The sequence below is a fragment of the Moorella glycerini genome (assembly GCF_009735625.1).
Lineage (GTDB): Bacteria > Bacillota > DSM-521 > Neomoorellales > Neomoorellaceae > Neomoorella > Neomoorella glycerini.
Map to the genome: position 1 here is coordinate 1,947,064 of NZ_CP046244.1, position 22,938 is coordinate 1,970,001.

A 22,938-nucleotide genomic window follows, 5' to 3' on the forward strand; every position below is an offset into this window, starting at 1 on the left:
TTGCAGGCTGCTGACTTGCACCGGTCAGCAGCCTTTCTTGATCTTATTATCATATACTACCTCCGGGGACCGAGCTTTTCGATGTAGCCGCTCCTTAGGGCTTGTTGCCAGGGTATCCGGCAACAAGCAGCATAGATTAACTGGCATCAATCACTGGTAGTTTCACGTAGTGCCAATAAAAATTCGGCAGGAGACAGTATACAAATACCCCTGAATTCTTTAAGTGGCCGTAGATGGCGGCTATCGCCGGTAATTATATATTTGGCTTCGCCCGCCATAGCACACTCCAAAAAGCGATTATCTGCCTCATCTTCTTGAATAACCTCCAGCCTGGTTCCAGGGGTAACCAGCCTGGTAATAGTCCGGAGCTCTTCAAGTGTCAGGCTAATCTGCTCATCGGTCCACCCAAATTTCCTTTTAAGAACCCCGCTCACTTCAGCAAGGATGTCTTCTGAAATCAATAACTCAATCTCATTGTTTCTAGCCATGGCTATAATTTCTTCCGGCTTGCCGCCAAAAAGGAAGGCCGAAATATAAACGTTAGTATCGCAAACCACCTTAATCATTACGGCCTTCCTTCCGCATCGTGTGGATTATTTCTTCAATATCGTTTTCATCTTTAAGTTGGAGCTGCCGGGCTGATGCCTGTCCCCATTTTCTAATATATTGCCAGCGTTTTTCGCTTTCTATATATCTGGTTATGGCCTCGCGGGCGAATTCTGCTTTAGTTTTGGCTTTTTCCCTTGCCATTGCCTCCAGATCCTCATACAAAGTAACCGGCAGGGAAATGTTTAAAATCCTTCTTTTGATCACATCACCCATGGTTAATACCCTCCGCAACAAAAATGGTTACAACTAAATACTAACTTGTAGGCCAAAGAATGTCAATCAATCGGCATTTTATCCTGAGCTCAAATTTATTTAAAAAAATTTTACGAACCAGCAGGAGATGTTCAGTGTTTGGCGAATATGTTATAACAAAAGAACGATATCAAACAAAACAGCACATCATGGAGGCTTTATGATTTCCATCCAGCGCCGTAAAATAATTATCGATAAAATTAACTCAGGCATGCCCTTAAGCGTCAGCGAGCTCAGCCGGGAACTGGGCGTATCGCCGATGACCATTCGCCGCGACCTCAGCAGCCTGGAGAAGGAGGGCCTCCTCACCCGTACCCATGGAGGGGCGGTACCTGTAGGCGGGGGCAGTGAGGAAGAGCCTTCTTTCGATGAAAAGCTCAACCAGTTCCCCGCGGAAAAGCTGGCCATCGCCCGCAAAGCGGCGGAACTGATTAAAGACGGCGACACCATACTTCTCAATGCCGGCACCACGGTCACGGCCCTGGCCTGGTTGCTTAAAGACCGCCAGAATTTAACAGTAGTTACCAACACCGTCAACATCGCCATGGAACTGGCCCAGAGCGAAGGTATCAACCTGGTGCTGACGGGAGGCAACATGCGGACCAGGTCCTATGCCATGGTGGGTTCCCTGACGGAACGGGTATTAAGGGAGATTCACGTCCAGAAGGCTTTCCTGGGCGTCAACGGCATCAGCATCGAACACGGCTTGACGACGCCCAATATGACCGAAGCTCATACCAATAGCTTAATGATTAAAGCTGCCGACGAAATAATAGTCCTGGCCGACCATTCCAAAATCGGCCGGGTGACTTTATCACGCTTTGCCCCCATTGAAGCTGTAACTACCCTTATTACTGATAGAGCTGCCCCGCCGGATTTCATTGAAGAACTGGCCAGGCGCGGCATTGAAGTAATTGTTGTTTAAACCAGTAAAGCCTGCCAGTGAGCGGAACGGTAGAGGGGGAGAAAAAGCATGTCACAGTACGTTGTCGGGATCGACCTCGGTGGCACTAATATAGCAGCCATCTTAATGGATGCAGCAGGGCAGACCAGGAGCTGGGCAACCTGGCCGACGGAAGCGGGCAGTGGGCCGGCTGGAGTTATCGAGCGAATCATTGCTTTAATTAAATTCATAATGGATCAAAATGGTATAACAGCACAACAATTACGGGGCATTGGCCTGGGCGTGCCGGGGCTGGTGGACAGCCGGGAGGGCAAGTCGGTTTTTTCGCCTAATTTACCGGGTTGGCGGGATATTCCTGTAGCTGAAATGGTGGGCCGGGAAATTAGCGTCCCGCTGATTATCGACAACGACGTGCGCATGGCCGCCTGGGGGGAAAAACTACTGGGCGCCGGCCGGGGTTGGGAAGACGTTATATGCCTGACCCTGGGGACGGGCATAGGTTCTGGCATCTTTATCCAGGGTAAAATGTTTAAGGGACGCGACGAAAGCGCCGGCGAAATCGGCCACGTAACGGTGGAAAAAGACGGGCCCCGTTGCAACTGCGGTAACTATGGCTGCCTGGAAATGTACGCCTCCGGCCGGGGCATCGCCAGCCAGGCACGGGAAGCCCTGGAACGGGGCGGTTCGAGTTTGCTGCTGGACCTGGCGGGAGGCAATGCGGGCAGCATTACCGCCGCTACCGTCTGCCAGGCGGCACTCCAGGGCGACAACCTGGCGCGGCAGGTTATGGAAAAGACGGCCCTGTACCTGGGCATCGCCCTGGCCGGCCTGGCGAATATCCTCAACCCCCAGCGGATCGTCCTGGGGGGCGGGGTCATGGGCGCCGGGGAACTCCTGCTGGAGCCGGTGCGGCGGGTGGTCCGGGAACGCGCCATGCCCCTGAACCGGGAAGTTGCAATAGTAGCCGCTGAACTGGGTGAGCGGGCGGGGGCCATCGGGGCAGCGGCCCTGGCCAGGCAGGAATTCATATTGGGAGAGGGTAGGACAAAATGGATCTGGTAAATCCCCGCGACATGCTGGTAGAAGCCCGGCGGGGTGGTTACGCAATCGGTGCCTTTAACATCCACAACCTGGAGACCCTGCAGGCTGTGGTGGAAGCCGCCGTCGAAGCCGCAGCGCCGGTGATTCTCCAGGCGACCCCGGGGACGGTTAAATACGTGGGCGCCGATTACCTGGTGGCCATGGCCAGGGTGGCGTCCAGGCGGGCCGGCGTGCCCGTAGCCCTTCACCTGGACCACGCCTCCGATATCGACCTCATCGGCGCCTGCCTGGAGGCGGGTTTCACCTCCGTCATGTTCGACGGTTCAACCCTACCCCTGGAGGAAAATATCGCCAGCACCCGCCAGGTGATCGTCATGGCCCATGCGAAAGGTGCGGCCGTGGAAGCCGAACTGGGCCGCCTGGGCGGCCGGGAGGACGATCTGGACGTTGACGAAGCTATGGCCAATTACACCGATCCGGAAGAGGCGGTACTATTTACCGGGGCCACCGGGATCGACTCCCTGGCCGTGGCCATCGGCACCGCCCACGGCGTCTACCGCGGCGAGCCGCGCCTTGACTTCGACCGCCTTAAAGCGATAGCCGCCCGGGTGAGCCTGCCCCTGGTCCTCCACGGCGCTTCCGGGCTGCCCGACGCGGCCGTCGCCCGCTGCATTGCCCTGGGCATATGCAAAGTTAATATCGCCACCGAGTTGAAGCTCGCCCTGGCCGCCAGTTTGAGGGCAACCCTGGCCGCCCGCCCGGAAGAGACGGACCCGCGCCATTACTTCGCCCCGGCGCGCCGGGCGGTAAAAGACGTAGCCCTGGGAAAAATGCGCCTCTGCGGCGCCGCCGGCCGGGTCCCGCCTGGCTGAAGGCATAATGCTGGTAGTAATGCTGAACTTCGCCCCCAACTTCTCACTTTTCATATAAGGAGAGGATTGCCGCAATGTACATCGACCTTGACGACCTGATGGCCTTACAACAACTGGACAGCGCCGGAGCCCTGCGGGATACCGTAGACTACTCCCGCCAGTTTGCTGAAGGCTGGGAACTGGCGCAGAAATGGCCGCAAAATTTACCGGCCGGGGAAATACGAAAAATAATCGTCCTGGCCACCGGCGGCGGTTCCGCAGCCAGCGTCAGCCTTTTACAATCCTATCTCTTTGACGAACTGCGGGTACCCATGGTCCTGAACCAGGGCTATACCATCCCGGCCTGGGTTGATGCCAACACCCTGGCGGTTGTAATCAGCCATTCGGGCAATACCGAAGAAATTTTAAGCGCCTACACCCAGGCCATAGACGGAGGTGCGCAGATTGCCGTTATCACTGCCGGGGGACAACTGCAGGCCCTGGCCAGGGAGAAAGGACACCCTGTACTCCTTGTTCCCGGCGGCATGATGCCCCGCATCGCCCTGGGATACATTTTCCTGCCCCTGCTGGGCCTGCTCCAGCGCCTGGGCCTGGTGCCGGATAAAACGGCGGAGGTAAAAGAAACCATCGCCCTGCTTAAAGACCTGGCCGGCCATTACGGCCCCGAGGTTCCGGCTAAGGATAACCTGGCCAAAACCATGGCCATGGAGATGGATGGATACATCCCGGTCATTTACGGCTCCCTGCCCTTTACCGACGCCATAGCCTGGCGCTGGAAAAACCAGATGGGGGAGAACAGTAAATTAATCGCCATGTTCAATGCTATACCGAGCCTGCACCATGACGAGGTCGTCGGCTGGGACGCCCCCAGCGCCTACTTAAAGCACTTTTACTTTACCTTCTTACGTGATGCTGAGGACAGCGAGAAAATCAGGCGTCGCATGGCCACCTCCCAGGAGATTTTGAGGCGCCGGGCTGCCGGGGTAAGGGAAGTCAGCTCCCGGGGGCATTCTCGCCTGGCACGTCTTTTCTCCCTGGTTTACCTGGGTGACTTTATCACCCTGTATCTGGCCCTGGCCCGGGGAGTAGACCCGACACCGGTGGAGGTCATCGACCTTTTCAAACGGAAAATGGCAGCAGGGGAATAATGCCGTATGATTACCACGGTTACCGTTAATACCGCCATTGATAAGACATATATAGTGGAAAATTTTGGCATCAATGGTGTCTTCCGCGTCCAGCGCGTCATGGCCCAGGCCGGCGGCAAGGGGCTGAATGTTGCTCGGGTTGTAAAGGCCCTGGGCGAAGAAGTGGTGGCTACGGGTTTCTTAGGCGGCCATAATGGCAGGTTTTTTGCAGATAACCTGGTGGCTGAAAGGATTAAGGGAGATTTTGTCCCAATAGCTGGCGAGACGCGTATCTGCCTGAATATCCTGGACCCGGCAGGCAAAACCCAGACCGAACTGCTGGAACCCGGGCCGGAAGTCAGCGTCGAAGAAGGGGAGAAGCTGAGGGAGAAGGTAAGGGTACTTGCCCGCCACAGCCGGGTGGTCACTATGTCGGGAAGCCTAGCCCAGGGTTTACCTTCTGATTATTACGCCCAGTTGATTGAAATGGCTCATCAGGAAGGAACAAAAGTTATTCTCGATACCAGTGGTACAGCCCTGCTAGAAGGTCTGAAAGCCAGGCCCTTCATGGTGAAACCCAATCTACAGGAAGCCGAGGCCCTGACCGGCAAACCCCTGAATGATGAAACGGCCCGGTGGGATTTTCTGTGCAGGCTACTCAACGCGGGGGTTGAGATAGCTGTCCTTTCCCTGGGCGAGGAGGGAGCACTATTCGCTACAGGAAACAACTTTTTCAGAGTAACTCCCCCGGAGGTCCAGGTCATAAACACCGTCGGTTGTGGAGATGCCTTTGTAGCCGGTTTCGCCGTCGCCCTGGCGCGGGGTGAGGATGTGCCGGACGCAGCCAGGCTGGCTACCGCTGCTGCCGCTGCCAACGCCGCAAGTTTGGGAACAGGCCAATGCAATGTTGAAGTAGTAGAAAAGCTTATAGCACAAGTAGAATTATTTTATACCATGATAAAATGAAAATGGCAATTAAGTATAAGTTTTAGGCAGTTGAATTCTTAGGAGGCTATGATTTATGACGCATAAAGAGCGTGTCATTCGGACTATTAAACGTGAATCTATTGATTTCTTACCCAGCCAGATTGACTTTACTCCTTCCGATGTTAAGCGAATATGCACTTATTTAGGAATATCGGAATCAGAGGATGCCTTGCATAAATATGCGGACAATCATCTTATTTATGCCTATTCCCTATCGAGTGCCGAAGAATATATGCATAACCAGCGAGTTTTAGATTATGCTTTGAAGCATAATTTAGCCAGAGTTGATGACGAACATCACGTAATTTTTGACCAGTGGGGAGTTGGCTGGGATACAGAATCGGAAGGGGTATGGGTTGCCGTTCATCCCCTGGCAGATATAGCAGCCTATAAAGATTATCAATTTCCCGATCCCCAGGTCCCCCATCTAATGGATGAAGTTGAACGGGTGGTACATGAATACGGGCAGGAATATTTTATTTTAGGCTTTCAGCATATCTCTTTATTTGAGCGCGCTTGGGCTTTAAGAGGTTATGAAAACTTTATGATGGATATTTATGTTAACCCTGATTTTGTTCAAGAGTTGTTAGACCGGATTACCGATTATCAGGTTGCATGTGCAAAAAGATTTGTGGCAGCGGGAGTTGATGGGGTTCGTATTGGAGATGATTATGGATTGCAAAAGGGGTTAATGATGAAACCGGAAACATGGCGTAAGCTGTTTAAACCACGGCTGGCTAAAATATATGCAGTATACCAGGAAGCAGGATTACCAGTATTTCAACATTCTTGCGGCGATATCAGTTCTATTTTACCCGATCTTATAGAGATAGGTTTATCAGTTATCCATCCGGTTCAGCCCTTGGCTATGTCAATTGAAGAACTAGCAGAAAAATATGCCGATAGGTTAATCTTCTTTGGTGGGATTGATACTCAGCAAGTATTGCCTTATGGTTCCCCAGAAAAGGTACGGGATGCTACTAGACGTTGTGTGCAAATTTTAGGTAGTAAGAAAGGTTACATTGTGGCACCTTCTCAAGAAGTAATGACTGATGTACCCCTTGAAAACGTTGCAGCATTAATTTCTGCAGTTAAAGAATTTCGTTTACAAATTGGGTAACTTTGTTTTTAAAGGGAGACAGGAAAAATGAGTGGCCAATATCTTTTACAAATGAGATCGATCTCTAAAAGCTTTCCAGGAGTTCAAGCATTAAATCGGGTTGATTTCGACTTACAAAAAGGAGAAATCCATGCACTTGTAGGAGAAAACGGAGCCGGAAAAAGCACTTTGATTAAGATACTTGCCGGTGCATATATACCGGACGAAGGGAAAATTGAATTTAAGGGTCAAACCGTTACAATTGATAGCCCTGTCGTGGCTCAAAACTTGGGTATTGCCATTGTCCATCAGGAAACAAATTTATTTCCTAGTTTAAGTGTTGCTGAAAATATTTTTGCAGGTAGACAGCCCGTAAAAGGTCACCTAACTTTTATTGATAAGAATGCTATGTGGTATGAAACCCGTAAATTATTGCAGCTTTTTAATGTTCGCATCCACCCTGAGACTAAAATTCAGGAGTTAAGCGTTGGCCAGCGCCAGATTGTAGAGATTGCCAAGGCGCTTTCATTAAAGGCGGAAATCTTAATCTTAGATGAACCGACTTCAGCTTTAACTCAAAATGAAGTTAATTTGTTGTTTAATATCATTGATGAGTTAAGAAACCGGGGATTGGGTATTATTTATATTTCCCATCGACTGGAAGAAATATTCAAGGTTTCCGACAGGATTACAGTCTTACGCGATGGGCAAAAGGTAGGTACTATTAAGACACCCAGTGCCAGTCCACAGCAAATTATTAACATGATGGTTGGGCGTCAGTTAAATGATTTTTACGGCCAGCGTTTGAACCAGCCTGGAGAAGCAATATTATCTGTTAGTAACTTAAGTTTACCAGGGAAATTTTATGATATCAGCTTATCTTTACGGCGGGGTGAAATTTTAGGGTTTGCCGGGTTAATAGGTTCAGGACGTACCGATGTGGCTCTGGCTTTGTTTGGCTATCAACCAGCCTTGTCTGGCGAACTCTGGCTAGAGGGCAAAAAAATCTGGCCGCGATCGCCTCGGGAAGCAATGCGTCTGGGTATAGCTTATGTTAGCGAAGACCGGCGTGAGAAAGGGTTATTTACCTCGATGTCTTTGCGTGACAATATCTCAGTGACTCAGCTACGCCGGTTGTCAAGGTGGGGCCTGATGGATATGCAACGCGAAAATGCAGCGGCAATAGAGATGATTAGCAGACTTCGCATACGTACCCCGACTATTATGCAAAAGGTATTAAATTTAAGCGGTGGTAATCAACAAAAGGTTGCCCTGGCCAAGTGGCTGGCACTTAATCCTAAAGTATTAATTGTTGATGAACCTACCAGAGGTGTAGATGTAGGAGCTAAGGCTGAGATTTACGGGATACTTCGCTCCTTAGCTAAGCAGGGAGTAGCTGTACTGATGATTTCCTCGGAATTACCAGAAATCTTGGGTTTGAGCGATAGAATTTTAGTTATGCATGAAGGCCGCTTGGCTGGTGAGGTCCTGGCAGACAAGGCTACTGAAGAGCTGATAATGACCTATGCTGCGGGGCAAGGGTCTGTAAAAATAGCGAATTAGGGGGATTGAAATAATTATGGGTGAAGTCACTATAAAAGACGTTGAGGCAAAAAACAAATCTGTTAATGAAGAAATAAAGGTGGGTAATTCTAGAGGGAGGTTCAGAGCTTTTACCGGTGCCCGTGAAATTCGTATCTTGTTTGTAGTAATCTGCGTGGCTATTATTATGTACTTGTTGAGTCCTACTTTTCTTACCCGTTCCAATATAACTGCTGTCGCTATTGGGTTCGCAACTGATGCAATCATTGCAATTGCCATGACCATAGTGCTTATTGGTGGTGGGTTTGATCTTTCGGTTGGCTCCGTACTTGCCTTTGGCGGTGTTATAGTGGCTTTATTATTAAACAAGGGTATGGCTATATTCCCTGCTATCCTGGTTACTTTAATTGCAGGTGCCTTGATAGGTACCATTAGCGGCTTGGTAATTACAAAACTTCGCGTTAATGCTCTGATTACTACCCTTGGTATGATGAGTATTATTTCCAGCGCTACCCTGGTCGTTTCCGGTGGTTACCCCTTATCAAATTTGCCAAAGGAGTTTTTATTCCTGGGACAAGGTTTTATTGGCGGTATACCAGTTGCTGTAGTAATTATGGCGGTTCTAGTTTTGGCAGGCGATTTCTTATTACGCCGGACCCGCTTGCTTCGCCTGGTATATTATGTTGGCAGTAACCCTGGCGCTGCGGCCCTTTCAGGGATATCTGTTGATAGAGTAATAATTGCCACTTATATTGTATCAGGTTTAACCGCGGCATTTGCAGGTGTAATTGCAACATCACGGCTTAGTGCAGCTTTTCCGATGGCAGGTGTAGGAACGGAAATGCGAGTAATTTCAGCATGTGTGATAGGTGGATGCAGCCTGTCTGGTGGCGAAGGGACAGTGATTGGTTCGCTTCTAGGTGTCCTATTAATGGCTTTAATCAACAATGCCCTGGTTTTATTAAATGTATCGATTTATTGGCAAGGGATCGTAAGTGGGTTAATCCTGATTGCGGCGGTTGCCTTTGATATGTTAAGCAAGAAAAAACGTACAGCCTGAGGAAGCATAAACAAAAAATAATGGGAGGTGATGGCTTAAAAATTTCCTGTTAAACCTGAAGGAGGGTGAGAATAGCAGAACTCAAGCAAAAACCAAATAAGAGCGGCAAAGAAACGACCATCTTCCCCCAAAGGATGCAATAAAAAGACTACTTTGTCTGGGGAGAAAATGGTCCAGTAACAGATTACCTCAAATAGCAAATCGTTGCAAGTTCTAATTACAAACCTGGTCAGGTTCGTTGAAAATTCTTTTCTGGGAGGGAGATTCTCATGAAAAAAATAAAAGCATTTACGCTGGCAAGTATTTTCATTCTGGTGTTCGTAGTATTGGCAGGTTGCCAGTCAAAAAGTGCACCAAGTAATCAGGGTAACCAGGCGAATACCACTCAATCACAAACAGGAAATCAAAGTGAAACTCCCAAAGCCACCTCAAATGAAGAATATGTAATGGTTTCAAACGTTGCCGGGCACCCCTACTGGCTGGACGCTCAGGACGGAGGACGCGACGCGGCTGCAGAGTTGGGCGTCAAATGGACATACACCGGCCCTTCAGATTTTAATACTGCGGCTCAGGTTACCACTCTGGAGCAAATTATTGCTAAAAAACCTGCTGGTATTATAGTAGCTGCCCTGCAGCCAGATGCCCTGACGCCAGCTATTAATAAGGCGGTCGAGGCCGGTATACCTGTAGTGACGGTAGATACAGACGCACCTGCCAGTAAACGTATGACGTATCTTGGTACGGATAACTATCAAGCCGGACGGGTAATGGGCGAAAGACTAGCCCAGGTAGTGAATGGTAACGGCAACATAGGCCTGGCTACTGTTCCGGGTCAGTTTAACCTGGAAGAACGTATTCGCGGTATCAAGGATGTGCTTTTACAGAAATATCCCAATGTCAAAGTCGCAAGTATTGTTGATGACAAGAATGACGATAGTGCTACGGCGACAGCGGTAGTGGCGATGTTGCAGGCCAATCCGGATATTAAGGCTGTTGCTTCTATCAATGCTGTCGGCGCTGGTGTAGCCGCTGCACTGCGCCAGGCTAATAAAGTAGGCCAGGTCAAAGCGGTTACCTTTGATATTACTGATCCTATTCTCAATGGTATTGAGGATGGCACTATAGACAGTACTATTGTTCAACGTACCTATATGATGACCTACCTTGGCGTGAAACTACTTTACAACTATAATCACCGGTCGAAATACCTGGACAATTGGTTCCAAAACAAGCTTAATATCCTTCCCAATGCTGTTGATACTGGTGTTATGGTTATTACAAAAGATCAGGCCAGGGCTTTTAAGAGGAAGTAAATTTTTAGGCATTTCGTTTAGGCATTTCGCGGGGCAACATCTTATGCTACCCCGCGAAAAAATAAAATTTAGGTAGAAGAGGATTTCTAACGTTGTTCCGATTGTCGTAGATTTTGTGCGGCCATTTTCACGATTTTTAAGCCGTTTGCATGGTGATGGATGATTTTATAAGCATTTGCTTCAGCTTGACCTCCTTCAGGAGCGGCTATTATCTCTTCAGGCTTGCTACCAAAAAGGAAGACCGGAATATAAACCTCGCGGGATTCTTACAATAGGGAAGGATTGGTTCACTCAAATAATTAAAATAGATAAAGGAAAACTGGAAATGCCTGATATTTTAACCTTATAGCTATAGCAGGAAACACTGTTGATGACCTAATACCAGCGTTTCTAAAAAGATATCCAATTCAGGACAGGAGGGTGCCTGGGCTTCAGCCATCAAGCCCGGGCACTTGCGTTTAAATTTTATTATGGACGCCTATCCCTTCAGGAAGCGTTTACATAAATTTAAACCAACGTGGTAGCGCAAGGTGCTTGCCCTCCATATAGCTCCGCCTTGTATTAACGTGAGCCTGTACCCGGTCCCTGGAGCATGCCAATTAATTCCGCCAGTGGGTCATCATGACCACCACGCCGTTCTTCTCTTTCGGTTTTTGAAGATTTAACCCCTAATTTCCGAAATAACTCCTCTTTTTGTTGGGGAGATAGCTTCTTTATCTCTTCGACCAAACGTTCAACGGCCATGATATATCACCTCTATTGTTATACTTATGTTATCAGGCTGCCTTTTTTCCAGATTATACTATGATATGTTAACGGCAGCAATAATCATTACGGCTGTCCTTCCGTATCAGGTGAATTATTTAAGCTATGCTTAATTGTGAAATCCGGCACAAAAGCGGAGAGAAAGCGGTGATGATGTGGAGGATGTGGGGGGTAATGTTAGTTAAGTACAATTTAAAAGCTAGGGTGGTTGCTGCCCAGGCCGCTATGAAGGAAAGGAAGGGCCACCTGGCGCAAGTAATTACTTTTCCAGGCGCAGGTGCTTTAGAATAAACTTCTATACCGCTAAAAAAGAAAAATGGTATAATATAACTACCGGGGAGAGAGGCCGTGACCGGTAAAGCAGAAAAGAAGAAGAAATACGAGCGCCTGGACCCGAAGAATGATTTCCTCTTTAAGAAACTCTTTTCCAGTCCCGGGAATGAGGACCTGCTTATAGATTGGCTCAATGCCAGCGGAAAGACATTATCGATATTCTTAGTGAACGTTTTGGTGTTATAAAAACAGATTTGAGCAATAAGCTCGGTCCCTGCAAGAACAGCCCCGGCCGGCAGTTTGCAGTAGTTTATCCAAAAGTAACCCTTAGCTAAAGTTTTGGTAGCAAAGATGGTATAATACCTTCATAAAAGATAATGAAAAGCCTGTGTAGACAGGAGGCAGGGATTATGCGTAAGTTCACAGTAATTCTTATTCCCGAAGACGATGGCCGCTGGACCGCTGAGGTTCCTTCGCTTCCGGGTTGCGTTACCTGGGGCAACACCCAACAGCAAGCATTAGAGCGAATTAAAGAAGCGATAGAACTCTACCTGGAAGTGCTTATTAACGACGGCAAGCCCATCCCGGAAGACCGGAGCGTTTTAACCAGGATAGAGGTGGCTATGTGAGCAATTTACCTCATATAACCGGCCCGGAATTAATACGTGCATTGCAACGTTTAGGTTTTTATGTTGCCCGCAGGAAGGGAAGTCATAATTTTCTCCCCCATGTGGAAGATCCCACTCGCGTGGCTGTTGTTGCCACCCATAACGGTGAAACAATACCGCCTGGCACCCTAACTGCTATTCTTCGCACCGCAAAAATAACCGTTGAGGAACTGCGTAAGTACATATAACAAACCGCATTGATAATCTACTTCCTTACAGGTTACCGTCGTCAATCTGGAAGAGCCGCCACCAGCGAACGTTGGAAAATAAGAAAGAGGGATCCCTTTGGCTGTCGAACAGGCTACTTCCCTGCTGAAAGCTATACCGGAGACCAGCTACCTGACGGCCCAGAATGTGGGCCGTTATCGCTGTATTATGCGTTTCTTTTACCTCCAGCACCAGCGCCTGCGCTACTGGCTGCGGCCGGAAGATGTCTACCAGGGGGTAAGGGCCATGGGCTTGTTGCCGGACTATACCCTGGAGATGTGCCAGCAGGACCTGAACCAGCTGGTAGAGTGGCAGGACCTGGTGCCCCGCCACGACGGCGGTCGCGCCTGTACGGTGGAGGAGTACCTGCGCAAGCGCTTTCGCTACCAGATGACCCCTTACGCCGTAGAAATCGAGCGCCTGGTCCTGGGCCTGGAAAAGGTCCGCGGCTATGGGGGCTCCCTGGAGCCATCCCTTTTTGAAACCATCGAGGCCGCCCTGCGGGAACCACCGGCGGCAGGGCGTTTTCCAGCCCGGTGAGGCCGAAGCCCTCTGGGAGGAACTCTACGGTACCTTTGTACGCCTCACGGAAAACGCCTCCGACTATATCGCCAGCCTGCAGAGTGCCAGGGCCGAGGAACTGATGGCCACCGAGGCCTTCTTAGCCTATAAAGACGCCGTTACCGGCTACTTGCAGAGCTTTGTCCAGGGGCTACAGCGCCAGCTTCAACGTCTTGAGCGGCGGCGAAAAGGCCATGGCCATGTACATCCCCCTCTTTGCCGCCACCTATTCCCGCTATAGCGACGCCCGCGCCGACGCCCCGCGGCTGATCTCCCTGGACGAAGCCTTTGCCGGGGTGGATGAGAAAAACCTCCAGGATATGTTCGGCCTCCTGACGGAAATGGGCTTTAACTATATGATGACCAGCCAGGTCCTCTGGGGGTGCTATGCCACGGTGCCCGGCCTGGCCATCTACGAGCTCTACCGGCCCCGGGGCGCTACCTGCGTCACCCTCTTTCACTACCGCTGGGACGGTAACCAGCGCCACCTGGTCGAAAAGGGGAGCGGCGACGCCACCGGCGCTGACCTTCAGGAAGCCCTCGCCGAGGTGGCCGCCGGGAAAGACAGCGATCCTGGTTGATAACGGCGCTACTCGTGGCGGCTTGCTGCAATTATTTCTTTACTTTTTGCGCCACGGTGGCGATGCGCTTGCCCAGGGCCCGGGCGACGGCCAGGTCTTGCTCCGTGGGTGGCTGGTCGTGGTTGGGTCCCGAGGTGACCGTCCACGTCCAGCAGGTCGTCCAGGGTGGCCAGGGGGATGTCACGCATTTCCGCTTGAGCTTTCTGGTAAGCTGCCGACATGGTCGCGGGTACCCGTTTAAGAATGGCTGCGCAACCGGGGACTTCCTCGACCCCGGCCGCCACGGCCCGGGCCAGTTTAGCCGTATTACCGTAGAGGCTGTAGAAAACGACCAGGATTTTTGCTTCGTCCGCCAAAGGGATCACCTCACACAGCATTGCTTTCCCCCTTAGTGTTAACTGAAACCATAGCGTTTAAACGGTATTTATACGTCCACCGCAGAATTGCGGTAACAGCATTTTTTAGTGAGTTCCAGCCGCCGGTATGTTATAATTCTATTTCAGAGAACACTTTCGAGGAGAAACCCTATGCAGGTAATAGATCGCAGCATCAAGGTCCTGGCCCGGCAATATCCAGAAACTTTTATCAAACTGGTTTTAGGTAAAGACACCGGCTGGGAATATCAGACCCTGGAAAACCCGGAAATCAATATCCCGGAGAAAAGACTCGATTTTGTCTACGAAATAGAGCATAACGATAACAAGTACCTTTTGCACCTGGAATTCCAGTTACGCCACGAAAAAGAAGTACCTGTACGCGTTTTTAAATACAGCGCCTATTTGACTGAGAGTTACCGCCTGCCGGTGATCCCGGTAGTCATTTACCTCGAGAAAAGGAATTATCGCCGGCTACCTGATGCTTACATAGTCGAGGTTAACAATAAAGCAGTCAGCAGCTTTACCTATCAGGTAATCAAACTGTGGGATTATGAGCAGGATATAGCCGGTGGTAAACTTAAAGAACTGGCGCCCTTGCTGGTCTTACTAAAAGATAATAGAGATCTGGCTCTTTTGGAATATACCAGGAAACTGATCCTTGAGGAAAAAGACATCAAACGGCGAGCCGACAGCCTGTCGGTAGCCATATCAGTCGCGGAACGTTATTTTGACAGGGAAATTTTGCTCAATATCTTCCGGGAGGAATTTAAAATGCTGCTTAAAGAATCCAGCTTTGTCCAGGAATGGTATAATGAAGGCTTACAAAAAGGCCTCAGGGATGGGATGGAAAAAGGTTTAGAAGAAGGACTGGAAAAAGGGCTGGAAAAAGGACTGGAAAAAGGACTGGCAAAGGGCAGGATTGAGGCATTAAGGGACAGTATCCTTGAGGTCCTGGAAGAACGTTTTGGCGTCCTGCGATCTGGTATTGGCAAGAAGCTGGAGGAAATAGATGATGCGGCCGCGCTGAAGTCATTATTCAAGATGAGCCTCAAGGTGAATTCCCTGGAGGAATTTGAAAAAATTCTTGGCCAGGTTTAGTACTTTTGTGAAATACGTCAACCCATAATGTGCAAACTTTAACAACTAACCGGTCTGACCGGGGCGATGAAAAGAAGGATTTTGAGGATAAATTGTTGGCCATGCTTCCTCCCGCTCCCTTCCTGCCGCTTAAAGCAAAGCAGGCATGCTTTCAAACGGCCAGGATGACCTTTGGCGGCCAAAGCCTTTATTTTTTATGGTATACCATTTAAAATAAAGGCTCAAGAGGGGAGTATACGGATGGGGGGTAAGTATAATGCTTGTGGCTGAAGTTCTCGTAAAAATATTGGAAAGCGAAGGCGTTGAGGCTGCTTTTGGGATACCGGGTGCCAGCATTACGCCGGTGTATAAGTATTTGGCCCGGTCTGAAAAAATAAGGCATTACACGGCAAGACATGAAGAGGGCGCAGCCCATGCCGCCGACGGCTACACCAGGGCCAGCGGGAAGATCGCCTGCTGTATTGTTACCTCGGGACCCGGGGCGACCAACCTGGTTACCGGGCTGTACAACGCCCAAATAGATTCCATACCTATGGTGGCGATCACCGGCCAGAATACCCGTTCCCAGCTTGGTAAAGAGGCTTTCCAGTGCGTCGATATAGTAAATACGGTACGGCCTTATGTTAAAGGCGCCTGGTGCGTTACCGAACCGGCCAGGGCGCCGGGTATCATCAGGGAGGCCTTCCGCCTGGCCAGGTCGGGCAGGCCGGGTCCTGTTCTTATCGACTTACCCCTGGATGTCCAGACAACTGATATACCTTATGATCCGGAGCTGGACGCTCCTCTGCCATGGGATAAGCCCAAACCGCACCAGAAACAGATAGAGAAAGCTATAGAGATGATTTTAGCCAGCAAATCCCCCATTATCCTTGCCGGCGGCGGGGTGATCATAGCAGGAGCTACCAGAGAGCTTTTAGAGTTAGCCGAGTACCTTTCCCTGCCGGTTGCAACTACCTATATGGGCAAGGGCGGCATGCCTCCCGACCATCCTCTTTACTGCGGCCAGGTAGGGATCCAGTGCAATACACCGTTTGGCAATAAGGCCTTCCTGCAATCGGACCTCGTCATTGGCATCGGCTGCCGGTTTAATGACCGGCATACAGGCAACCTTGACATCTATACCCGGGGGCGGAAGTTTATCCATATCGATATAGAACCAACCCAGATAGGCCGCATCATTAACACCGATCTGGGCATAGTCGCCGATGCCAAACTGGCACTGGCGGCGCTGCTGGAAGTGGCGCGAGCGAAATCCGGGAAAAGGCTGCCCCAGGGCTGGGTAGCCAGGATACCGGAGCTCAGGGCACAAACCGGGCGCCGGCTGGAATACGACAATATTCCCATTAAGCCCCAGAGGGTTTTTCACGAAATAAACGAAATGTTGGGGCAAGACACGATTTTTACGGTCGGTTGCGGCGTTGTCCAGATCTGGTCGGGGCAATTCCAGAAAATATGGCGGCCCAGGTACTACCTCCCTGCGGGAGGAGCGGGGACGCTGGGTTATGAAATCCCGGCGGCCGTAGGTGCCAAAATAGCGAATCCTGCTGCCCGGGTTTGTGCCATCGTAGGTGACGGCGGCTTTACCTTTCAGGGCGAAGCCCTGGCCATGGCCTGCCAGTATGGTGTGCCAATTATCGTCGTAATAGTGAACAACGGCTACCTGGGCCTTATCCGCCAAAACCAGGCCCAGAATTATGGCTATGAATATGCCGTAGAACTGTGGTACGGTGACGGGAAAATAGATTTTATCCAGGTTGCGGAAGGATACGGTGCCAGGGGCGAGAGGGTAACGCGACCGGAGGGAATAAAACCGGCGCTGGAGAGGGCAATGCACTCCGACGTGCCATATGTGCTTGATATAATTGTTGCGAGAACGACATTGTGCTCTATGGGTACCAGTATTGACGCCATCAAGGAATACGAATGAGCAAACAACCGGGAGGTGATCGTCCGGGAAATAATCAGGTACACCGGTCATTACATTTTAATAGCTACTTTGCACAGGAGGAATGTAGTCATGCCGAAGTTCGCCGCCAATTTAACGATGCTGTTTACCGAATTGCCCTTCCTGGAACGCTTTAATGCCGCCCGTAAAGCCGGGTTTAGAGCGGTAGAGTTCCTTTTCCCTTACGAATATGCCATAAACGATATCAAAAGTTTACTTGCAGAAAACAGCCTCCAGGTAGTGCTGTTCAACCTTCCCGCCGGTAACTGGGCAGCCGGTGAGCGCGGCATTGCGGCCGACCCCGGGCGGAAAGAAGAGTTCCGCGACGGCGTCAGGCAGGCAATTAACTGGGCCGGGCAACTCAATGTCTCGCGCTTGAACTGCCTGGCGGGCAAAGTGAATCCAGCGTTCTCTCAGGAAGAGCACTGGCAGGCACTGGTAGATAATGTCCACTATGCAGCGCAAGTCCTGGCTGAATACGATTTAAAACTGATGGTAGAACCCATTAATCATTATGACGTTCCGGGCTTTTTCCTTAACACCACGCGCCAGGCCCTGCAACTGATCAACGATGTAAACATGCCCAATGTCTACCTGCAATATGACCTTTACCATGCCCAGAAAGAAGAAGGCAATTTAACGGTTACCTTGCGTGAAAACATTCAAAAGATAGGACACATCCAGATTGCCGACAACCCCGGCCGGCATCAGCCGGGCACGGGCGAGATAAATTATCCTTTCTTGCTGCGGGAGATCGATAGCCTGGGGTATGAAGGCTACGTATCCCTGGAATATATTCCCGAGCCGGATACGCTAAGTTCTTTAGGCTGGCTTACAGCTTATGGTTACACCTTGAGGTAAATTTTTGAAAAAGGGGTAGAGAATAATGAGTAAAATCGGGTTTATCGGTCTCGGCATCATGGGCAAGCCCATGAGCAAAAACCTCATCAGGGCAGGCTACCAGCTGGTTGTTTATGACATCGTTGAAGAGGCTGTCACGGAAGTAGTTGCAGCCGGGGCGGAACCCGCCGGTTCTCCCCGGGAGGTGGCCGAGCGGTGCGACAAATTTATTACCATGCTCCCCAATTCGCCCCAGGTAAAGGAAGTAGTCCTGGGAGACAACGGGATAATCGAAAGTGCGCGGCCGGGTTCCATCCTTATCGATATGAGCTCGATAGACCCCATGGTTACCAGGGAAATTGCCGCCAGGTTAAAAGAAAAAGGCATAAGGATGCTGGATGCACCGGTCAGCGGGGGCGAGCCGAAAGCCATAGACGGCACTTTGTCGATTATGGTGGGAGGACGGCAGGAAGACTTTGATGAATGCTATGATATTTTAAAGGCCATGGGGGCCTCGGTGGTAAGGGTCGGCGACATCGGCGCCGGTAATGTCACCAAACTGGCCAACCAGATCATTGTCGCCCTGAACATTGCCGCCATATCCGAGGCCCTGGTCCTGGCCACCAAAGCAGGGGTGGACCCGGACCTCGTCTACCAGGCTATCCGCGGCGGGCTGGCGGGGAGTACAGTCCTTGATGCCAAAGCCCCCCTGGTAATGGCAAGAAAATTTAATCCCGGTTTCCGGATCAACCTGCACATCAAAGACCTGGCCAACGCGCTGTCTGCCGGGCATGAGGTGGGAGTACCCCTGCCCCTGACCGCGACAGTCATGGAAATTCTCCAGGCCCTCAAGGTTGACGGCCTGGGCGATGCCGACCATGGTGCCATCATCCGCTTCTATGAGAAGCTGGCCCAGGTAGAAGTGAAAAAGCCGGCAAACTAAATTTTCTGAATAATGCTCGGGCAAGTTATGTCGTCCAGGTTATGCTAATTCTACCATGCGGCCATCTAGGTAGAGAAAAGCAAGGCATACTTTCAGTTCCGGATGGCGTTCTTTTAATATCCTGGCAGCTGTTTCCATATCCTGGCGCTGGCGGGCCAGCTGCTCTTCCACGGGCAGGTGGCCCAAGTTGTAAGCGCCGCAGTCTTCGTGGTGAATTAAATATACTTCCATTATGTGATGGAGCCGGTAAGAATCCTCGACCAGGTTTATTTTACCCTCACTGAGGAAATTGCGGCTGGCGCCGGGAAGGGAGAGATAATCGTACTTCCCGGCCAACCCCTTCTGTTGCAACCAATTTGCAACTCCTGCCTGGATGCGGAAATCCATGCAGGTTAAGACACAAGCCCGGCAGCTAGGCATCTATTAATCACCTCAAACTTAATTTATAAATCATGATTGCGTGAGTGCAAAGCCTAAAACGAATTTATACCTCCTCCTCCTCAAATTATAAATCATCACAGCGCAGCAGAAAATCTCTTTATGACCGCCTCCTTACATATTTCCCGGCCGGGAGGGTCATAATATTCCCGGATGGAAGCAGGACCAAACGGGAGGTAATCAGATGTACATCAACAACATGAATCCCGGCCTGGGAATGGGGATGCAGAGCGGAATCGCCGGTTTCTCCGGCTTCCCCGGCAGTGCGGTGATCAATTATAGCTTCGTGCCGACGGCAACTGGCTGGCGGGCCGGCGCCGGGACCGGTTTTCCGGCCATGAGCCTAAGCTACAACCCGGCCCTCGGCTGGCATACGGATATCCAGGCGGGGCCATATTCCGCGATGGGGTACTGGGGCGGCCTCGGGCAATCTATGATTAGCGCCTTCAACCCGGCTATGATTTCCGGGCAGTTCCCCGGTATGATGGGCGGTTTTGCTCCTGTCTCCCTGGGCATGGCCCAGCCTTTGGCCAGCGGGTTTCCGGGCATGGCGGGAGGTCTGGGTATGACCAGCGCCATTGCCCCTTCCAGCGGGATGATGCAGCCCCGCATCGAACTGGCTGAAACAAACAGCGACGTCGTGGTTACTGCCGAATTACCCAATATCAATCCCAACAACCTGCAGTTGACCGTCACCGATGACTCTTTAAGCATTTCCGCCCTGGCCATTTCCGGCGGCATGACCACCAGCCTGCACCGGACCGTGGCCCTGCCGTGCTCGGTGCGGGCGGAGCATGTCGACGCCACCTACAGCAACGGTATCCTGGAAGCCCGACTGCCAAAATCCGACCTCACCGCCCGGCGGCGGGTCAAGGTCAACGTGACCGGGTAGGATACCTTAAGTAAAATCCAGGCCTGCTTCCATCCCAATTTTACCTTCGAGGTGAATTAAAATGCTCCAGCCGCAGAACTGGTCTGTACCGGCAATGACGCCGCGCGGGTGGACGGCCGCCCCGGCTGATGTGCTGGTACCGCCAGTTGATGTCCTGGAAAGCAATAATGACCTGATCTACATATTTGCCATCCCCGGAGCCCGGCCGGAAGATGTCCGGGTAGAGGTCCGCCAGCAGGCCCTGGAGATTGAAGGCCACGCTTCCCTGCCTGATGGCGGCCAGTACGTCTACCGTTACCAGGAGTGGCCGGCAGGCAGGTTCTACCGCTTCCTGCCCCTGCCACCGGAAATAGACGCTGAGCAGGCGGCAGCCAGTTTCAACCAGGGCCTTCTGACGGTGCGTTTTCCCAAAACAGCCCGCGGCCGGCAGATAGTCATTAACGTGCAGGCGCCGGTAGAGCAGCAGGGGCAGGAGAAAACAGCAGTCAGTCAACCCGGTTCGCCGGGGCGTACCCCTTTAATTTAAGGTGCGCGGGGATGCGACTGTAAGAAGAACGGAGGCGGCAATGCGGCAGCAGCTGGTCTAAAAAGGCCAGCTGCTGCTGTTTTCCTGGTCGTCCCGGATGACCAGGTAGCTCCCGGAGACAGGAGCACCGAAAGCGGCCGGGTAACCCGAGGATGTCGTCAGGGCGCGGTAGGGGTTGCGGGCCGGGATGACCCGGATATTGGGGCGGCTCCGGCCGGGCTCCGGTTTTTGAAAAATATCCTGCCTGTTCATAAGCTTCCTGCTACCTCCTTTATAGTTTTTTGCGGCCCTGAAGGCAGCGTCCCGCCTCAAATCAACTGGCGCCAGCCCTGGCGGGTAAAGGTGACGTTAACCGGCGGGGCGCCTTCCCGGGGCTGGCTTTCCCTGGTTATAGTGCCGTTAAAGACGAAGGCGTCCAGGCAGGGGATACTTTCAATGATGCCGCCGGTAGCCTCAAATTCCACCGAGTATTCCTGGGGTTTTAAGAGGGCGGCCGGGTTAAAGGGTTCCAGGAGCTTTAAATCAGCTTCATAGTCGAGGTAGAGCTGCCACATGAGGTCTTCCAGCCTGGCTGAGGGTGCGGTAACATGGAGCTTGATGTCCTGCACGGCCTCCCGCCGGGAAATCATGTGGTTGTGGGCATAGAGCCTTTGCGTCAGGTTCTTGATGATATCTTCAACGCGATCCCGCTCCTCACCCGGCATGTGCAGCTCCAGCAACTTCCTGGCCAGGGAACGGATCAGGGCGTAGTTGCGGTGCACATTGCCCAGGGCCAGGGGGTGAACTTTGTCCACCAGGCGGTTAAACACCCCGGCCAGGCTCCCTTCACTTTCCAGGCCGGCAATCTCCCGGGCCAGGGAAAGGTAGGCCATGACATCTTCCACGCTGACCGGCAGGCGGGCCACCGGGTTATGGGGATCCTCCGGGTTAAAGGCATTGGCCACACTGGGATCGATGGGCCCCAGCTCACCCAGGGAACCCATGACGATCTCATTGGCCCCCAGGCAAAGGAGAGTACCGGCGCTGGCAGCGCGAAAGGGCACCAGGACACTCAGGTATTGGGTAAATTCCCGCAGCAGGTTCACCAGGCGCCAGGGGGTCAGGACATCGCCGCCGCGGGTATAAAGGAAGAGATCGAGCCTGGGCCGCGGCCCTAAAGCCAGGAGGTGGCGGTAAAAAACCCGGATAACGTCGGGAGCTATGCGGGTACCCAGGTTTTCCCGGTCGCCGGTAAAATAGCAGATAACGGCCGCCTGGCGTTCAGCTTCGATCTGTTCTAAAAGCGGCAGGCGCTCGGCCCTTCCGATGGGTATCGCCCTCCTATAGCGGGGTTAAAGATAGTATTTCCCGCCTGGAGATGAAAAACACCTCGTTGCTCCTTAACCCTTTAGTTGTTATACTATAAGTAATACAAGAAGGGATTGATATGTCATGGATAGTATTTCCGGCAGGGTTTCCAGAATGACAGCAGTAAGATTGCCTTTAAAGGTTATTCGTGAAATTGATACCATGGTTGGTAAGGGGAACCGGTCAAAGTTTATTGCCATGGCTATTGAAAAAGAACTCAAGCGGCAAAAACGCCTGGCCTATGTACAAAAGTCCGAAGGCCTCTTCAAAGAGGACCTGGTACCGGATAAAAAGCCTGGGGAAGATGACACTCTGGCTTTTGTCAATCGCTTGAGGGAGTTAGATGAGAGGGAAGAGTAAATGGTCCTGGAGGTAGAAGCTGGCGGGGCTTTGGTCGACACGGACTTCTTGATTGATTTAAACCGTGGCAAGCGCAACAAATGGCGCCAGAAGGCAGAAGAATTGCTGTTTGAGATTAATTCCGAGAATCTTTTTGTATCCAATATTACCGTGACAGAATTTATAACTGGCATCCCGCGAGATAAGCAGGAAGAAGTTCAACTTATGCTGCGCCAGTTATATTATTATATTGCCCCAACCTGTGAAGAGGCCTTTCTAGCTGGCACCTTGCGGCAAGAATGCTCCCTTTGAACAACTCCTGATTAAGAGCT

The 22,938-nt window shown here is 51.3% G+C and carries 29 protein-coding genes and 1 pseudogene; 23 read left to right on the forward strand and 7 right to left on the reverse strand.

The features are described from left to right. Positions 1-146: 146 nt before the first annotated feature. Positions 147-566, reverse strand: coding sequence for a putative toxin-antitoxin system toxin component, PIN family (locus MGLY_RS09515; protein WP_156273323.1), 420 nt, complete (start codon positions 564-566; stop codon positions 147-149). After that, on the reverse strand, positions 559-822 hold the full coding sequence (locus MGLY_RS09520) for a ribbon-helix-helix protein, CopG family (protein WP_156273325.1): 264 nt from the start codon (positions 820-822) through the stop codon (positions 559-561). Before MGLY_RS09520 ends, MGLY_RS09515 begins: the two co-directional genes overlap by 8 nt. A 199-nt stretch (positions 823-1,021) precedes the next feature. Here MGLY_RS09520 and MGLY_RS09525 point away from each other — a divergent pair, with 199 nt between their 5' ends. From MGLY_RS09525 to MGLY_RS09565, 9 genes are all read left to right on the forward strand, one after another. Beyond that, the gene (locus MGLY_RS09525) at positions 1,022-1,786 is read left to right on the forward strand and encodes a DeoR/GlpR family DNA-binding transcription regulator (RefSeq protein ID WP_156273327.1); all 765 of its coding nucleotides are present in this window, start codon (positions 1,022-1,024) and stop codon (positions 1,784-1,786) included. 48 nt (positions 1,787-1,834) lie between these two features. Next, positions 1,835-2,827, forward strand: a complete 993-nt coding sequence (locus MGLY_RS09530; protein ID WP_156273329.1) for an ROK family protein — start codon at positions 1,835-1,837, stop codon at positions 2,825-2,827. Next, complete coding sequence (locus tag MGLY_RS09535) at positions 2,815-3,678, forward strand: class II fructose-bisphosphate aldolase (protein WP_156273331.1); 864 nt, start codon at positions 2,815-2,817, stop codon at positions 3,676-3,678. Before MGLY_RS09530 ends, MGLY_RS09535 begins: the two co-directional genes overlap by 13 nt. 74 nt (positions 3,679-3,752) lie before the next feature. Further along, positions 3,753-4,826: a bifunctional phosphoglucose/phosphomannose isomerase gene (locus MGLY_RS09540; protein WP_156273333.1), complete on the forward strand. Its 1,074-nt coding sequence runs from the start codon at positions 3,753-3,755 to the stop codon at positions 4,824-4,826. A gap of 6 nt (positions 4,827-4,832) precedes the next feature. Beyond that, positions 4,833-5,771, forward strand: coding sequence for a 1-phosphofructokinase (gene pfkB, locus MGLY_RS09545; RefSeq protein WP_156273335.1), 939 nt, complete (start codon positions 4,833-4,835; stop codon positions 5,769-5,771). Positions 5,772-5,826: 55 nt separating this feature from the next. Beyond that, positions 5,827-6,912 carry a uroporphyrinogen decarboxylase family protein gene (locus tag MGLY_RS09550; RefSeq protein ID WP_156273337.1) on the forward strand — a complete coding sequence of 362 codons (1,086 nt, stop codon included), beginning with the start codon at positions 5,827-5,829 and terminating at the stop codon, positions 6,910-6,912. A 27-nt stretch (positions 6,913-6,939) separates the two neighbouring features. Next, positions 6,940-8,454, forward strand: a complete 1,515-nt coding sequence (locus tag MGLY_RS09555; RefSeq protein ID WP_211661849.1) for a sugar ABC transporter ATP-binding protein — start codon at positions 6,940-6,942, stop codon at positions 8,452-8,454. A 16-nt stretch (positions 8,455-8,470) separates the two neighbouring features. After that, positions 8,471-9,493, forward strand: coding sequence for an ABC transporter permease (locus MGLY_RS09560; RefSeq protein ID WP_156273339.1), 1,023 nt, complete (start codon positions 8,471-8,473; stop codon positions 9,491-9,493). 269 nt (positions 9,494-9,762) lie between these two features. Further along, positions 9,763-10,806, forward strand: coding sequence for a substrate-binding domain-containing protein (locus tag MGLY_RS09565; RefSeq protein ID WP_156273341.1), 1,044 nt, complete (start codon positions 9,763-9,765; stop codon positions 10,804-10,806). Positions 10,807-11,367: 561 nt separating this feature from the next. Here the strand turns inward: MGLY_RS09565 and MGLY_RS09570 are convergent. Further along, a complete protein-coding gene (locus MGLY_RS09570; RefSeq protein WP_156273343.1) occupies positions 11,368-11,550 on the reverse strand; it encodes a hypothetical protein in 183 nt (60 codons plus the stop codon). Between the two features lie 369 nt (positions 11,551-11,919). Here MGLY_RS09570 and MGLY_RS09575 point away from each other — a divergent pair, with 369 nt between their 5' ends. From MGLY_RS09575 to MGLY_RS09595, 6 genes and pseudogenes are all read left to right on the forward strand, one after another. Continuing rightward, positions 11,920-12,090 (forward strand): PD-(D/E)XK nuclease family transposase, encoded by a 171-nt coding sequence (locus tag MGLY_RS09575; protein WP_156273345.1) that lies wholly within the window; start codon positions 11,920-11,922, stop codon positions 12,088-12,090. Positions 12,091-12,254: 164 nt separating this feature from the next. Continuing rightward, positions 12,255-12,473, forward strand: coding sequence for a type II toxin-antitoxin system HicB family antitoxin (locus MGLY_RS09580; protein WP_156273347.1), 219 nt, complete (start codon positions 12,255-12,257; stop codon positions 12,471-12,473). Next, positions 12,470-12,700: a type II toxin-antitoxin system HicA family toxin gene (locus tag MGLY_RS09585; protein WP_156273349.1), complete on the forward strand. Its 231-nt coding sequence runs from the start codon at positions 12,470-12,472 to the stop codon at positions 12,698-12,700. The genes MGLY_RS09580 and MGLY_RS09585 overlap by 4 nt, the downstream gene beginning before the upstream one ends. Positions 12,701-12,797: 97 nt before the next feature. Next, on the forward strand, positions 12,798-13,259 hold the full coding sequence (locus MGLY_RS18010) for a DUF2397 family protein (RefSeq protein ID WP_211661850.1): 462 nt from the start codon (positions 12,798-12,800) through the stop codon (positions 13,257-13,259). Then, positions 13,171-13,521 carry a DUF2397 family protein gene (locus MGLY_RS18805; protein ID WP_422880091.1) on the forward strand — a complete coding sequence of 117 codons (351 nt, stop codon included), beginning with the start codon at positions 13,171-13,173 and terminating at the stop codon, positions 13,519-13,521. Before MGLY_RS18010 ends, MGLY_RS18805 begins: the two co-directional genes overlap by 89 nt. After that, positions 13,445-13,861, forward strand: a pseudogene (locus MGLY_RS09595) (SbcC/MukB-like Walker B domain-containing protein); the annotation flags it as partial. The gene MGLY_RS18805 and the pseudogene MGLY_RS09595, both read left to right, overlap by 77 nt. 8 nt (positions 13,862-13,869) lie before the next feature. Here the strand turns inward: MGLY_RS09595 and MGLY_RS09600 are convergent. Then, positions 13,870-14,217: an NADPH-dependent FMN reductase family protein gene (locus MGLY_RS09600; protein ID WP_170291006.1), complete on the reverse strand. Its 348-nt coding sequence runs from the start codon at positions 14,215-14,217 to the stop codon at positions 13,870-13,872. 171 nt (positions 14,218-14,388) lie between these two features. On the opposite strand from MGLY_RS09600, the gene MGLY_RS09605 reads away from it, so the two are divergent. From MGLY_RS09605 to garR, 4 genes are all read left to right on the forward strand, one after another. Beyond that, positions 14,389-15,336, forward strand: coding sequence for an RpnC/YadD family protein (locus tag MGLY_RS09605; protein ID WP_156273353.1), 948 nt, complete (start codon positions 14,389-14,391; stop codon positions 15,334-15,336). A 256-nt stretch (positions 15,337-15,592) separates the two neighbouring features. After that, on the forward strand, positions 15,593-17,263 hold the full coding sequence (gene ilvB / locus MGLY_RS09610) for a biosynthetic-type acetolactate synthase large subunit (protein WP_156273355.1): 1,671 nt from the start codon (positions 15,593-15,595) through the stop codon (positions 17,261-17,263). A gap of 90 nt (positions 17,264-17,353) precedes the next feature. Next, positions 17,354-18,142, forward strand: a complete 789-nt coding sequence (gene hyi, locus MGLY_RS09615; protein ID WP_156273357.1) for a hydroxypyruvate isomerase — start codon at positions 17,354-17,356, stop codon at positions 18,140-18,142. A gap of 22 nt (positions 18,143-18,164) precedes the next feature. Then, positions 18,165-19,064, forward strand: coding sequence for a 2-hydroxy-3-oxopropionate reductase (gene garR / locus MGLY_RS09620; protein WP_170291214.1), 900 nt, complete (start codon positions 18,165-18,167; stop codon positions 19,062-19,064). Between the two features lie 39 nt (positions 19,065-19,103). On the opposite strand, the gene MGLY_RS09625 is transcribed toward garR, so the two are convergent. Continuing rightward, complete coding sequence (locus MGLY_RS09625) at positions 19,104-19,484, reverse strand: carbonic anhydrase (RefSeq protein WP_156273361.1); 381 nt, start codon at positions 19,482-19,484, stop codon at positions 19,104-19,106. 202 nt (positions 19,485-19,686) lie between these two features. On the opposite strand from MGLY_RS09625, the gene MGLY_RS09630 reads away from it, so the two are divergent. Both MGLY_RS09630 and MGLY_RS09635 read left to right on the forward strand, forming a co-directional pair. Further along, a complete protein-coding gene (locus MGLY_RS09630) occupies positions 19,687-20,394 on the forward strand; it encodes an Hsp20/alpha crystallin family protein (RefSeq protein WP_156273363.1) in 708 nt (235 codons plus the stop codon). 61 nt (positions 20,395-20,455) lie between these two features. Further along, a complete protein-coding gene (locus MGLY_RS09635; protein WP_156273365.1) occupies positions 20,456-20,920 on the forward strand; it encodes an Hsp20/alpha crystallin family protein in 465 nt (154 codons plus the stop codon). A 57-nt stretch (positions 20,921-20,977) separates the two neighbouring features. Here MGLY_RS09635 and MGLY_RS09640 read toward each other — a convergent pair whose 3' ends face one another. Then, positions 20,978-21,172, reverse strand: a complete 195-nt coding sequence (locus MGLY_RS09640; RefSeq protein ID WP_156273367.1) for a hypothetical protein — start codon at positions 21,170-21,172, stop codon at positions 20,978-20,980. 56 nt (positions 21,173-21,228) lie between these two features. Then, complete coding sequence (locus MGLY_RS09645) at positions 21,229-22,233, reverse strand: SDH family Clp fold serine proteinase (RefSeq protein ID WP_211662146.1); 1,005 nt, start codon at positions 22,231-22,233, stop codon at positions 21,229-21,231. 148 nt (positions 22,234-22,381) lie between these two features. Between MGLY_RS09645 and MGLY_RS09650 the strand changes: the two genes are divergently transcribed. Together MGLY_RS09650 and MGLY_RS09655 are read left to right on the forward strand one after the other, a co-directional pair. Beyond that, positions 22,382-22,627 (forward strand): hypothetical protein, encoded by a 246-nt coding sequence (locus MGLY_RS09650; RefSeq protein WP_246187300.1) that lies wholly within the window; start codon positions 22,382-22,384, stop codon positions 22,625-22,627. Further along, positions 22,628-22,918, forward strand: coding sequence for a PIN domain-containing protein (locus tag MGLY_RS09655; RefSeq protein ID WP_156273373.1), 291 nt, complete (start codon positions 22,628-22,630; stop codon positions 22,916-22,918). Positions 22,919-22,938 lie beyond the last annotated feature (20 nt).